This is a genomic window from Haemophilus sp. SZY H56, assembly GCF_054332415.1.
Genome location: NZ_JBTGNX010000022.1, coordinates 1 through 12486 on the forward strand (window position 1 = coordinate 1; position 12486 = coordinate 12486).

General features: G+C 39.6%; 13 protein-coding genes. 7 read left to right on the plus strand and 6 right to left on the minus strand.

The annotated features are described in order from the left end of the window. Nucleotides 1-111: 111 nt before the first annotated feature. The 4 genes from ykgO to arcA all read right to left on the minus strand — a co-directional run bounded on the left by ykgO (nucleotide 112) and on the right by arcA (nucleotide 1994). Nucleotides 112-249, minus strand: a complete 138-nt coding sequence (gene ykgO / locus ACXVWP_RS10815; protein ID WP_005695435.1) for a type B 50S ribosomal protein L36 — start codon at nucleotides 247-249, stop codon at nucleotides 112-114. A gap of 9 nt (nucleotides 250-258) precedes the next feature. Then, nucleotides 259-525, minus strand: a complete 267-nt coding sequence (locus tag ACXVWP_RS10820) for a type B 50S ribosomal protein L31 (protein WP_014064115.1) — start codon at nucleotides 523-525, stop codon at nucleotides 259-261. A gap of 160 nt (nucleotides 526-685) precedes the next feature. Further along, nucleotides 686-1168 (minus strand): SsrA-binding protein SmpB, encoded by a 483-nt coding sequence (gene smpB, locus ACXVWP_RS10825; RefSeq protein WP_289901470.1) that lies wholly within the window; start codon nucleotides 1166-1168, stop codon nucleotides 686-688. A 112-nt stretch (nucleotides 1169-1280) separates the two neighbouring features. After that, on the minus strand, nucleotides 1281-1994 hold the full coding sequence (gene arcA / locus ACXVWP_RS10830) for a two-component system response regulator ArcA (protein WP_049357638.1): 714 nt from the start codon (nucleotides 1992-1994) through the stop codon (nucleotides 1281-1283). Nucleotides 1995-2174: 180 nt separating this feature from the next. Here arcA and ACXVWP_RS10835 point away from each other — a divergent pair, with 180 nt between their 5' ends. The 6 genes from ACXVWP_RS10835 (at nucleotide 2175) to ACXVWP_RS10860 (ending at nucleotide 9375) form a co-directional block, all read left to right on the plus strand. Continuing rightward, complete coding sequence (locus ACXVWP_RS10835) at nucleotides 2175-3941, plus strand: protein-disulfide reductase DsbD (RefSeq protein ID WP_289901512.1); 1767 nt, start codon at nucleotides 2175-2177, stop codon at nucleotides 3939-3941. Nucleotides 3942-4058: 117 nt separating this feature from the next. After that, nucleotides 4059-4457, plus strand: coding sequence for a DoxX family protein (locus ACXVWP_RS10840; protein ID WP_126469527.1), 399 nt, complete (start codon nucleotides 4059-4061; stop codon nucleotides 4455-4457). 180 nt (nucleotides 4458-4637) lie between these two features. Next, nucleotides 4638-6236: a bifunctional phosphoribosylaminoimidazolecarboxamide formyltransferase/IMP cyclohydrolase gene (gene purH / locus ACXVWP_RS10845; RefSeq protein ID WP_369866953.1), complete on the plus strand. Its 1599-nt coding sequence runs from the start codon at nucleotides 4638-4640 to the stop codon at nucleotides 6234-6236. 188 nt (nucleotides 6237-6424) lie between these two features. Next, nucleotides 6425-7714, plus strand: coding sequence for a phosphoribosylamine--glycine ligase (gene purD, locus ACXVWP_RS10850; RefSeq protein WP_289901468.1), 1290 nt, complete (start codon nucleotides 6425-6427; stop codon nucleotides 7712-7714). 123 nt (nucleotides 7715-7837) lie between these two features. Then, nucleotides 7838-9100 carry a serine hydroxymethyltransferase gene (gene glyA, locus ACXVWP_RS10855; RefSeq protein ID WP_128786944.1) on the plus strand — a complete coding sequence of 421 codons (1263 nt, stop codon included), beginning with the start codon at nucleotides 7838-7840 and terminating at the stop codon, nucleotides 9098-9100. Then, the gene (locus ACXVWP_RS10860; RefSeq protein WP_128786945.1) at nucleotides 9100-9375 is read left to right on the plus strand and encodes a DUF1294 domain-containing protein; all 276 of its coding nucleotides are present in this window, start codon (nucleotides 9100-9102) and stop codon (nucleotides 9373-9375) included. The genes glyA and ACXVWP_RS10860 overlap by 1 nt, the downstream gene beginning before the upstream one ends. 74 nt (nucleotides 9376-9449) lie before the next feature. On the opposite strand, the gene dsbB is transcribed toward ACXVWP_RS10860, so the two are convergent. Beyond that, on the minus strand, nucleotides 9450-9983 hold the full coding sequence (gene dsbB / locus ACXVWP_RS10865; protein WP_297567321.1) for a disulfide bond formation protein DsbB: 534 nt from the start codon (nucleotides 9981-9983) through the stop codon (nucleotides 9450-9452). 19 nt (nucleotides 9984-10002) lie between these two features. Next, complete coding sequence (gene nhaB / locus ACXVWP_RS10870; RefSeq protein WP_297567323.1) at nucleotides 10003-11541, minus strand: Na(+)/H(+) antiporter NhaB; 1539 nt, start codon at nucleotides 11539-11541, stop codon at nucleotides 10003-10005. A 122-nt stretch (nucleotides 11542-11663) separates the two neighbouring features. Between nhaB and fadR the strand changes: the two genes are divergently transcribed. Beyond that, nucleotides 11664-12392: a fatty acid metabolism transcriptional regulator FadR gene (fadR, locus tag ACXVWP_RS10875; RefSeq protein WP_289901465.1), complete on the plus strand. Its 729-nt coding sequence runs from the start codon at nucleotides 11664-11666 to the stop codon at nucleotides 12390-12392. The last annotated feature ends 94 nt before the right edge of the window (nucleotides 12393-12486 follow it).

The window sequence follows — 12486 nt, forward strand, 5'->3', positions numbered from 1 at the left end:
TTAAATTCGATTGTGTAGTGTTTACCCATAAAAAATCTGCACCTCAATTGTTGGTTTGTTGAGTCCAACTTTTGGGGGGCAGATCAATTTGACCGCTCTTTTTTATTGCCTTTAACCTTTCTTTTTCCCACCTTGACGCGCTTTAAAGCGAGGGTTAGTTTTCGAAATGACATAGACGACACCGTGGCGACGAACAATTTTGCAGCCAGGACGGTTCTTTGCGCTTTTGAGTGAAGATAATACTTTCATTGAATATTCCTATTTTGATTTAAATGCGCCAAATTTACCGTAGCGGCTTGCAAATTCACTTGCACGACCTTCGTTACCAATTTGACGAGTTTTACCGGTATAAAATGGGTGAGAGGCAGATGAGGTATCACACATAAATACAGGGTATTCATTACCATCTTCCCATTTCATTGTGTTGTTGGTTTTAGCGCAAGAACGGATGAGAAAGCCTTGTTTTGCATTGGAATCGTAAAATAAAACGGTACGATAATTTTCAGGATGAATGCCTTTTTTCATTAGAACTCCTTATATGACGGAAATAATTGGGCGAAGATATTAATTTAAAGGAGAATAATTATCAATGTACTTTTATTCATGGAGATGAGAATTTTTTTCATATTAAGAAAAAGAAAAATGCCTTTTGGTTGAAAGGCATTTTGTCTATTTGTAGGAATTGTTACCCACGATGCGCGTTTTTCATAATACGCTCTTTTGTCACTTTCCATTCGCGTTCTTTAATATCATCACGTTTATCATGTTGCTTTTTACCTTTCGCAACGCCGATTTTGATCTTTGCCCAAGGGCCTTTCCAATAAAGAGAAAGGGCAACAATGGTAAAACCATCACGGCTTGATTTGCCGAAAAGATTATCCAATTCACGTTTATTCAATAAAAGCTTACGTGTACGCGTCGGATCGCAAACCACGTGGGTAGAGGCTAAGCTCAATGGTTGAATGGTCGCACCAAATAAATAAGCTTCACCATTTTTAAAAATGATATAGCTGTCGCTGATATTGGCTTTACCTGCACGCATTGATTTTACTTCCCAACCTTGTAATTCAAGGCCAGCTTCAATTTCGTTTTCTATAAAGTATTCGTGTCTGGCTCGTTTATTTAATGCAATTGTATTAGAGCCAACTTTGGCTTTTTTCTTGGTCATTGTTATCCGTTGTTCATTAATCGTAAATTGGCATTGATTTTACCGAATCTCGCTGTGGATAGCAAAAAACAAAAGGCTGATTTGATCCAGCCTTTTATTACTTAAGGCTAGATCATTCCTCTAATTCACCACAGAAACGATAGCCTTCACCATGTACCGTTGCAATAATTTCAGGCGTATTAGGGTGATCTTGAAAGTGTTTTCGAATACGACGAATTGTTACATCCACTGTGCGATCTTGTGGTTTTAATTCTCGTCCCGTCATTTTTAATAATAATTCTTCACGAGTTTGTAATTTACCTGGGTTTTCGCAGAAATGTAACATAGCACGAAATTCACTACGGGGGAGCTTAAACTCTACGCCTTCAGGTGTAATTAAATTATGGCTATTTAAATCCAGAATCCACCCATTAAAGCGATAATTTTCACGTTGTAAATGGGGTTCTTTACCATTTAATACCATGGAGCGATGCAATAAATTTCGTGCACGAATAGTGAGCTCTCTTGGGTTAAATGGTTTAGTGAGATAATCATCCGCTCCAATTTCTAGGCCTAAAATTTTATCGACTTCATTATCTCGCCCTGTGAGAAAAATCAACGGAATTGCAGCTTTCTCACGTAATTCGCGACCCAGTAATAAACCATTTTTACCGGGTAAATTAATATCTAATACGATGAGATTGACTATTTCTGAGTTTAACTGGTGATACATTTCCGCGCCATCTTGTGCTTGTAATACTTCATAGCCTTCAGCTTCAAAAATTCCTTTTAACGTATTACGGGTTACCGCTTCATCTTCCACGATGAGAATTTTTGGGGTAGCCATTCGTCTCTCCTTGTTATACTTTGTTCTGGGTGTATTTTATAATTGTAACATTGCTGCAACAACAGAAAAGTGTGACGATTTTTTTAAATTACATTTAATTTTATGATCTGAGTCATAAATTATTAACATTCTTTTTATCTATGCTAGAATTTTAATAGGAACAACAAATGGAACTTTATGATGAAGCGAATTCTTCTTTTTTTATTTTTTATTTTTACCACACTTTCCACTCAAGCTAGTCTTTTTGATAAGAAAACGGCTTTTTTACCTATTGATGAAGCTTTTCAATTTTCAGCTGCGAAAAGTGAGAATCAAGAAAATGTGATCGTCAATTGGTCGATTGCAGAAGGGTATTATCTCTATCAAGAGAAAATTTCCGTCAAGCTCAATCAAGAAGAAAATGCATCATTTGATGCACCGATATTTTCTATTTCCCCCGAGGATTATAACGATCCTTATTTTGGCTTGATGAAAATTTTCAAAAAACCCGTGCAAGCTATTTTTAAAGCGAGTCAGTCGCCATTAAAAGCAGAAGATGTGGTTGAGATTGCTTACCAAGGCTGTACTGAGGGCTTTTGTTATCCGCCTGAAGTGAAAGAAATTAAAGTGGCAGATTTGCCTATTGCACAGGTCGCTAATACTGAAAAAATATCGGAAAATTCGACCGCACTTTCAGCACAACCCAAAGCAGAACAAGACCGTTTAGCGGAAAGCTTATTTAATAGCAAATATGCCATATTTGGTTTTTTCTTATTAGGCTTAGGGTTGGCCTTTACCCCTTGTGTATTGCCAATGCTACCACTGCTTTCAGCGATTGTGATTGGCCAAAATCAGCGACCTAATATGTGGCGTGCTTTTGCATTAAGCTTTGTGTATGTGCAGGGGATGGCGCTGACTTATACCTTGCTAGGCTTGATTGTCGCCGCAATTGGTTTACCGTTCCAAGTGGCTTTACAACATCCTTATGTAATGATTGGTTTATCAATCATCTTTGTCTTGTTAGCCTTGTCGATGTTCGGTGTATTTACCTTACAGCTTCCAAGCTCCTTACAAACAAAACTGTCTTTACTTAGCCAACAGCAAAAAGCTGGCGCTTTGGGTGGCGTGTTCTTAATGGGCATGATTGCGGGACTTGTAGCTTCACCTTGCACATCAGCACCACTTTCTGGCGCGTTGCTTTATGTGGCGCAGAGTGGGGATTTGTTTACAGGTGCGATCACGCTTTATTTGCTCGCGTTGGGTATGGGCGTACCGCTGATTTTAATCACTTTATTTGGGAATAAAATCCTGCCTAAATCAGGTATGTGGATGGAAACCGTCAAAAAACTCTTTGGCTTTGTGATGCTCGCATTACCGGTATTCTTAATTTCTCGTATTTTACCAGATGAATGGACACCAAGATTATGGGCGATGCTCGGTACAGCATTTTTCATTTGGTTTGCATTCCAAATGCCGAAAAATGGTACAGGCTGGGTATTCCGAATTCTCTTTTTAGTCGCGGCAATGATTAGTGTTAAACCACTTCAATCTTGGGTGTGGGGTGAAAGCCAAGCACCAAGTGCGGTCGAAAATAAGGCGGTTTCTCATGTTGAATTTAAGAAAGTGAAAAGCGAAGCTGAATTACAACAAGCACTTGCTGAAAATAACAAACCACTTGTGATGCTCGATCTTTATGCGGATTGGTGTGTGGCGTGTAAAGAGTTTGAAAAAGAAACATTTAGTGATCCAAGTGTACAAAAAGCCTTTGGTGACATGCTGCTTCTTCAAGTTGATATGACGAAAAACTCCGAAGAAAACCGCGCTTTAATGACAAAGTATAAAGTGCTAGGTTTACCGACGATTTTATTCTTTAATCGAGAAGGAAAAGAAATTGAAGGCAGTCGTGTTAACGGATTCATGCCGCCTGTTGAATTTTTACAATGGATTGAGAAAATCCGCAAAGCGTAAAATTATTTCCTAATAGTAAAAAGTCTTTTTCGATTAGAGGTATTGTTTAGCTTTAAGTTAATCATTAATATACGCCCTGTTCTGAAATCACTTTTTATTTTTTATTAGGAAAACTTTATGAAAAATTTAGAAAAATACTCTCCGTATGTTTTAGCTTTATTGCGTATCGTCGCTGCATATATGTTTATCTTACACGGCACAGCGAAATTCTGGGAATTCCCAGTTTCAATGACGGGCGGTAACGGCGCAGTGGGCGATCCAATGATGATTGTCGGCGGAGTAATTGAGATTGTCGGTTCAATCCTATTAATTTTAGGTTTATTTGTTCGCCCAGCGGCATTTATCCTTTCGGGTCAAATGGCTTATGCGTATTTCTTTATGCACGTTGCAGGTAAAGGGAATTTATTCTTCCCAATCGCGAACGGTGGTGAACTTGCTTTACTTTACTCTCTCGTGTTTTTCTATTTTGTGTTTGCTGGTGCTGGTGCATTTTCTTTAGATAACCGTAAACGCTAATCACATTATTCATACTGTTAGATTGCCCGCATTTTGCGGGCTTTTTTGTTTTCTAAATCTCCTAAATAAGCAGTCTAACCTTGAAGTGCGCTTACCAGGAAAATTTTTTCTATATAAACGCAAACGTTTGCGTTATAATTCCACCCGCTTATTTTTAACCATTTAATGAAGGAAAATGTAATGACAGATCGTCCAATTCGTCAGGCTTTACTCAGTGTTTCTGATAAAACTGGTATCGTAGAATTTGCTCAAGGCATAGTACAGCGTGGTGTAAAACTACTTTCCACAGGCGGTACCGCAAAATTGTTGGAGCAGCATGGTTTGCCAGTGACTGAAGTGTCTGATTATACGGGATTCCCAGAAATGATGGACGGTCGTGTGAAAACCTTACATCCAAAAGTACATGGCGGGATTTTAGGTCGTCGTGGTACAGATGATGACATCATGCAGAAACATGGTATTGAAGGCATTGATATGGTTGTCGTGAATTTATATCCATTTGCGGCCACTGTGGCTAAACCAGATTGTACCTTGGCTGATGCGGTAGAAAATATCGATATCGGTGGCCCAACCATGGTGCGTTCTGCAGCGAAAAACCATAAAGATGTGGCGATTGTCGTGAACAATCAGGACTTTGATGCCATTCTTGCAGAAATGGATCAACATCAAAACAGCTTAACGCTTGAAACCCGTTTTGACCTTGCGATTAAAGCCTTTGAACATACCGCTCAATATGATTCCATGATTGCCAACTACTTTGGACAAATGGTGAAACCGTATCATGTAGCTGAGGAAGAAGATGCGAATGCGAAGTGCGGTCAATTCCCACGGACTTTAAATCTTAACTTCGTTCGTAAACAAACCATGCGTTACGGTGAAAATTCTCATCAAAATGCAGCCTTTTATGTTGATTTAAATGTGAAAGAGGCGAGTGTAGCTACAGCTCACCAACTACAAGGTAAAGCCTTGTCTTACAATAATATTGCTGATACTGATGCAGCACTTGAATGCGTGAAAGAATTTGATGAGCCGGCTTGTGTGATCGTTAAACATGCCAATCCATGTGGTGTGGCTTTAGGAAAAGATATTTTAGACGCCTATAATCGTGCTTACCAAACCGATCCAACTTCTGCATTTGGCGGCATTATTGCTTTCAACCGTGAATTAGACGAAAAAACCGCGAATGAAATTGTGGAACGCCAATTCGTTGAAGTGATTATTGCACCGAAAGTTTCTGCTGAAGCGCAAGAAGTCGTGAAACGTAAGAAAAATGTTCGTTTGCTTGAATGTGGTGAATGGACTTCTCGTTCTGAACGTTTAGATTTCAAACGTGTAAACGGAGGTTTGTTAGTACAAGATGCAGATTTAGGCATGGTTGGCTTGGATGATTTAAAAGTAGTGAGTAAACGTCAGCCAACTGAACAAGAATTAAAAGACTTATTATTCTGCTGGAAAGTGGCGAAATTTGTGAAATCGAATGCCATTGTTTACGCCAAAGATAACCAAACTATTGGTATCGGAGCAGGCCAAATGAGCCGCGTGTATTCTGCCAAAATTGCCGGTATTAAAGCGCAAGATGAGGGCTTGGAAGTGGCTGGTTGTGTAATGGCATCTGATGCGTTCTTCCCATTCCGTGACGGCATTGATGCAGCGGCAAAAGTGGGCATTCAATGTGTGATTCACCCAGGTGGTTCAATGCGCGATCAAGAAGTCATCGATGCGGCGGATGAACATAATATGGTGATGGTATTAACTGGAATGCGTCATTTTAGACATTAATTTATGTCGTCACTTCGCTCAATGAGCGACTTACTTTTTTACTTATCCCCCCTCTTTCGTAAAGAGGGGGCTGGGGGGAGATTTAAACGATGCTAAATATACTATGAGGTTGAAATAACTTCTGCCAAATCTCCCCTCCCCCTCTTTGCTAAAGAGGGGATTAAATTCAAAAAGATACAAGGAGCATTATGAACATCCTCATCATCGGAAATGGCGGGCGTGAACACGCCTTGGCTTGGAAAGCAGCACAATCTCCACTAGCAGATAAAGTTTTTGTCGCACCAGGCAATGCGGGTACCGCATTGGAACACAAAGTAGAAAACGTGAATATCGCTGCAACGGATATTCCTGCGTTGGTTAAATTTGCCCAAGATAACCACATTGGATTAACGATTGTAGGGCCAGAAGCGCCACTTGTGATTGGCGTGGTGGATGCGTTTCGTGTAGCTGGTTTAAAAATTTTCGGACCAACGCAAGCAGCTGCGCAATTAGAAGGTTCCAAAGCCTTTACCAAAGATTTCTTAGCCCGTCATAAAATCCCAACAGCGGAATACCAAAACTTCACCGAAGTAGAGCCGGCATTGGCATACTTGCGAGAAAAAGGTGCACCAATTGTCGTAAAAGCAGATGGTTTGGCAGCGGGCAAAGGCGTCATCGTGGCAATGACGTTGCAGGAAGCGGAAGAGGCTGTGCGTGATATGCTTTCTGGCAATGCCTTTGGCAAAGCGGGTAGCCGAGTGGTGATTGAAGAGTTTCTAGATGGCGAAGAAGCCAGTTTTATCGTCATGGTAGATGGTAAAAATGTTGAATCTATGGCAACTAGTCAAGATCACAAACGTGTGGGCGAAAATGATACAGGTCTGAATACCGGCGGTATGGGGGCATATTCACCAGCCCCAGTGGTGACACCAGAAATTCATGATCGCATTATGCGTGAAGTGATTTATCCAACAGTCAATGGCATGGCGGCAGAAGGCAATGTTTACACCGGTTTCTTGTATGCTGGATTAATGATTATGCCGAATGGCCAACCGAAAGTGATCGAATTTAATTGCCGTTTCGGTGATCCGGAAACCCAACCGATTATGTTACGTTTGGAATCGGATTTGGTGGAGCTTTGTCTTAAAGCCTGTGATGGCAAATTAGACGAAGTGAAATCCCAATGGAATCCAAAATCTTCCTTAGGGATTGTTTTGGCGGCTGAAGGCTATCCTGGCGATTATCGCAAGGGCGATGAAATCACCGGTTTGCCACAAAGTGCGGTCGAAAATGAGAAAGTTTTCTTAGCGGGCGTAGCAGAACAAGAAGGCAAGTTAGTCACGAACGGCGGTCGCGTGCTTTGTGTGACTGCGTTAGGCGAAAGCGTATTTGAAGCACAACAAAAAGCCTTAAAACTCGCTGAGCAAATTCAATGGTCTGGACGTTTTTATCGTCGAGACATTGGTTATAGAGCTGTGGAACGAGAGTTGCAAAAATAATGCATATTATGATGATGAATTAATTTCATTTAAGTGATGAAAATTTAGGAATGAAATTTTAATTAAGTTTTTATCCATAAACAGTTAAACTATCTGCCATAAATTACATAACAGGAGAACACAATGTTTACAAGAAATATGACTATCGCTGATTACGATCCCGTATTGTGGCAAGCGATTCAAGATGAAAATCGTCGTCAAGAAGAGCATATCGAGCTTATCGCATCTGAAAACTATGCGAGTCCACGCGTAATGGAAGCGCAAGGTTCACAGTTTACTAACAAATATGCGGAAGGCTATCCAGGTAAACGTTATTACGGCGGTTGTGAGTATGCTGACATTGTGGAACAGTTAGCAATTGACCGTGCGAAAGAATTATTTGGTGCAGATTACGTGAATGTTCAACCGCACTCTGGTTCACAAGCAAATGCTGCGGTGTATGGTGCATTAATTAATGCGGGCGATACTATTTTAGGTATGGATTTAGCACACGGTGGTCACTTAACCCACGGGGCGAAAGTGAGCTTCTCTGGTAAAATCTATAACTCTGTACTTTATGGTATTACCGCTGACGGTTTAATTGACTATGAAGATGTGCGTCAAAAAGCATTAGAACATAAACCAAAAATGATTGTGGCGGGCTTCTCTGCTTATTCCCAAGTGGTAGATTGGAAAAAAATGCGCGAAATCGCCGATGAAGTGGGGGCGTATTTATTTGTGGATATGGCTCACGTTGCGGGCTTAATCGCAGCAGGTTTATATCCAAACCCATTACCATACGCACATGTTGTCACAACCACTACTCATAAAACCTTAGGTGGTCCACGTGGTGGTTTAATCCTTTCTTCTTGCGGTGATGAAGAGCTTTATAAACGCTTGCAATCTTCTGTTTTCCCTGCAAACCAAGGTGGTCCATTAGTTCACATTATTGCGGCGAAAGCAGTATGTTTCAAAGAAGCATTAGAGCCAGCTTATAAAGAATATCAAGCCAACGTGATTAAAAATGCGAAAGCGATGGTAGAAGTGTTTAAACAACGTGGTTATGACGTGGTTTCAAACGGTACAGAAAACCATTTATTCTTAGTGAGCTTCATCAAACAAGGCTTAACTGGGAAAGCAGCAGATGCAGCACTAGGTAAAGCGAATATCACAGTGAATAAAAACTCGGTACCAAATGATCCACAAAAACCATTTGTGACTTCTGGTATTCGTGTTGGTACACCGGCTGTGACTCGTCGTGGCTTTACTGAACAAGACTGTCGTGAATTAGCCGGCTGGATGTGTGATGTATTAGATGCATTAGGCAAAGAAAACGAAGAACAAGTGATTGCAGCGACCAAAGAAAAAGTATTGGCAATCTGCAAACGTCTTCCTGTTTACGCATAATGCTGATTCAGCTTTTATTTGTGATGTTAGCGGCGGTAAATATCGCCGCTTATTTTTTAATGTGGAAAGACAAAATCCGCGCGGTTCGTCACGGCTGGCGAATTTCTGAAAATACCTTTTTTCTATTAAGCCTTCTTGGTGGTTTTATTGGTGTTTATTGCGGGATGAAGCGCTTTCGACATAAAACAAAACATTTCAGTTTTAAATTTGTTGTTATTCTTAGTGGCTTTATTTGGTTGATCTTAATGCCTTATTGGTATTTCTTTCTTGAATAATGTTGAGTACAGAATAACTTTCAGTAATAAAAAAGCCTAGAGGATCTCTCTAGGCTTTTTAGTATGCGATTAGACTACTTAAAAATGAGGCGTTGATTTCGACTTTTCTTCACTTGCGAAAGTGTAATTAATCCTAACACAATGACATAGACAGCGAAAATAAATACCAACCATTGCACCATCGTGATGCCGAAAAGTGACCATTGGCTTTCATTACAGCTACCAGTTGGATTGAACACCGCAGGTAGCCATTTATGGAATGGTAATGTTTCCGGAAAGTTAGGTATAAATTCACATTGTTTCCACGGTGCAGGGTTCATTTGTAAATCAAGGTGACGGATAGATATCATTAATCCTTTAATTACACTAAATAAACCCACAATAAGAGCAAGAATGCGGATAATAAGCGAGCTTGGGGCTAAGGCGCCGATAAGACCAGCGACGAATAAACCTACAACAGCTAAACGTTCATAAACACAAAGTACGCAAGGTTGTAACCCCATGCCGTATTGAAAATAAAGTGCGGTCGATTCTAAGGCAAATGCGGTAAATGCCAAAAAGATCCACGCTGAACGTTTAAGGGATAATTGCTTAAAAAAGTCGAGCATTCTTTCTCCTTATGCTTCACTAAATAGGAAGAATTAAGCCAAGGTTCGCAAGCCAAATTGTCATGTCTGGTAAGATAAATTCGATAGCAAGGAACCCCACGATTGTTAATATGATAGTATAAGGTAATGCCATATAGACCATTCTGCCATAAGAAAGTTTAATTAATGGCGCAAGAGATGATGTCAGTAAGAACAAGAATGCCGCTTGACCATTTGGTGTTGCAACAGAAGGTAAGTTTGTACCGGTATTGATTGCGACCGCAAGTAATTCAAATTGATGTGGTGCAATTGCCCCTGCAGCAAGCGCATTTTTCGCTTCATTAATATAAACTGTTGCAACAAATACGTTATCAGAAATCGCAGAAAGTAATCCATTGAAACCATAAAACAAGGCTAACTGTGTCTTCTCTTCTGCACTTAATACAAAGTGAATAATTGGAGCGAAGAGTTTTTGATCGATAATCACGGCAACAATAGAGAAGAATACGACTAATAATGCAGTGAAAGGTAAACTTTCTTGGAATGATTTACCAATAGCATGTTCATCGGTTACACCAGTAAAAGTCGTTGCAAGAATAATTACACTTAAACCGATTAAACCTACAGCCGCTAAGTGGAAGGCTAAGCCTAAAATTAACCAAATCGCAATAAGAGCTTGAACAGAAAGGCGAATTTTATCTTGTTTAGACATTTTTTGTGTATTTTCACGATCTAAATCGGCCAAGATTTTCCATACTTCTTCTGGTAATTTTTCGCCATAGCCGAATACTTTAAATTTTTCAATCAAAATACATGTGAGTAGTCCACAGATAAATACAGGGATAGTCACTGGCGCCATACGGAAGAAGAACTCAATAAAATTCCATTTTGCTTGTTCTGCAATGATTAGGTTTTGAGGTTCACCTACCATGGTCATGACACCACCGAGTGCAGTTCCCACGCCCGCATGCATCATTAAACTACGTAAGAAAGCACGAAATTTTTCTAAGGTTTCATGATTTTTGATTTTATTATCATCGGAAATATCAACTGCATCTTGCAGTGTTTTGCCTGATGCAACTTTGTGATAAACCCCATAGAAACCCATGGCGACGCTGATGATTACAGCGACAACAGTTAGGGCATCTAAGAAAGCTGAAAGAAATGCCGCACTAAAGCAGAAGGCGACAGAAAGTACAATTTTAGAACGGATACGAACTAATAATTTGGTGAACACATAAAGTAAAAGCTGCTTCATAAAATAAATACCGGCCACCATAAAGATTAAAAGTAAGATCACTTCAAAGTTAGCCATAATTTCTGCTTTAACGTGTTCTACATTTGTCATACCGATAGCAATTGCTTCAATAGCTAACAAACCACCAGGTTGAAGAGGGTAGCATTTTAATGCCATTGCAAGTGTAAAAATAAATTCAGCAACTAGAACCCAACCAGCGATAAACGGACTGATCCAAAAGAACAACATAGGGTTAATGATTAGGAAAGAAATAATCGTTAATTTATACCAATCTGGACTAGAACCCAGAAAATTTTTCATAAATGCTTGTGTATAAGTCATAGCTAACTCCATTTTTTATAGTCTTTACATTGTAATATATACGGCTTTAAAGGATAATAGTTCAGTGAAAGATTTATTGAATAAATCACATTTTTTTGATCTTTTTAAACTTTTTAATATTTATGCAAACAGATAGCTCTCTTTTACGTGCTCAAAGTCCTGCTGCTTTAGCTGAAGAATACATAGTAAAAAGTATTTGGGATGATGTATTTCCTGCAGGCACCAATCTTCCTTCTGAGCGTGATTTAGCTGATAAAATTGGTGTAACACGCACGACATTACGCGAAGTATTGCAGCGTTTGGCTCGTGATGGCTGGCTTACCATTCAACACGGCAAGCCCACGAAAGTCAATGATATTTGGGATACAGCGGGTCCAAGCATCATTGAAACCTTAATTACCTTAGATCGCCAAAGCGCACCGTTAATCATTGAAAATATGCTGTCATTGCGTAGTCGCATGTCGGAATTTTATATTTATGAGGCAGTAAAAAATTCGCCTAAAGCCTCAGCAGCTTTGTTCAAAGGAATGGATGTTTTAGAAAATACGGCTGAAAGCTACATGGAATTTGACTATGCCTTATTTCGTCAGTTTACAGTAATGGCGAATAAACCTTTCTATCGTTTGATTTTCAATAGCTTACGTGGGGTTTATCATAAAATTGGTTTGCTATTCTTTAGTGACGAAAAACATCGCCAAGTGACACATGATTTTTATGTCGAGTTGCGTGATATTTGTGAAAAAGGTCAACCCGATTTAGTGGTGGAATGTATTCGTAAACACAAGCAAGTGACTTCCGCCTACTGGCGATCCATTTTAGAAAGTTTACCAAAAGATTTAGCAACAGAATAATATTAAAAGTGCGGTTGAAAATGATCTGACCCCAAAAAGTTAGACTGTTATTTAAAGGATTGTTTTCGATATTGTACCGGACTCAGTCCTTTTA

Coding starts and splice junctions, on each gene's coding strand:
- ykgO (WP_005695435.1), bottom strand. CDS start 249: ATGAAAGTATTATCTTCACTCAAAAGCGCAAAGAACCGTCCTGGCTGC.
- ACXVWP_RS10820 (WP_014064115.1), bottom strand. CDS start 525: ATGAAAAAAGGCATTCATCCTGAAAATTATCGTACCGTTTTATTTTAC.
- smpB (WP_289901470.1), bottom strand. CDS start 1,168: ATGACCAAGAAAAAAGCCAAAGTTGGCTCTAATACAATTGCATTAAAT.
- arcA (WP_049357638.1), bottom strand. CDS start 1,994: ATGGCTACCCCAAAAATTCTCATCGTGGAAGATGAAGCGGTAACCCGT.
- ACXVWP_RS10835 (WP_289901512.1), top strand. CDS start 2,175: ATGAAGCGAATTCTTCTTTTTTTATTTTTTATTTTTACCACACTTTCC.
- ACXVWP_RS10840 (WP_126469527.1), top strand. CDS start 4,059: ATGAAAAATTTAGAAAAATACTCTCCGTATGTTTTAGCTTTATTGCGT.
- purH (WP_369866953.1), top strand. CDS start 4,638: ATGACAGATCGTCCAATTCGTCAGGCTTTACTCAGTGTTTCTGATAAA.
- purD (WP_289901468.1), top strand. CDS start 6,425: ATGAACATCCTCATCATCGGAAATGGCGGGCGTGAACACGCCTTGGCT.
- glyA (WP_128786944.1), top strand. CDS start 7,838: ATGTTTACAAGAAATATGACTATCGCTGATTACGATCCCGTATTGTGG.
- ACXVWP_RS10860 (WP_128786945.1), top strand. CDS start 9,100: ATGCTGATTCAGCTTTTATTTGTGATGTTAGCGGCGGTAAATATCGCC.
- dsbB (WP_297567321.1), bottom strand. CDS start 9,983: ATGCTCGACTTTTTTAAGCAATTATCCCTTAAACGTTCAGCGTGGATC.
- nhaB (WP_297567323.1), bottom strand. CDS start 11,541: ATGACTTATACACAAGCATTTATGAAAAATTTTCTGGGTTCTAGTCCA.
- fadR (WP_289901465.1), top strand. CDS start 11,664: ATGCAAACAGATAGCTCTCTTTTACGTGCTCAAAGTCCTGCTGCTTTA.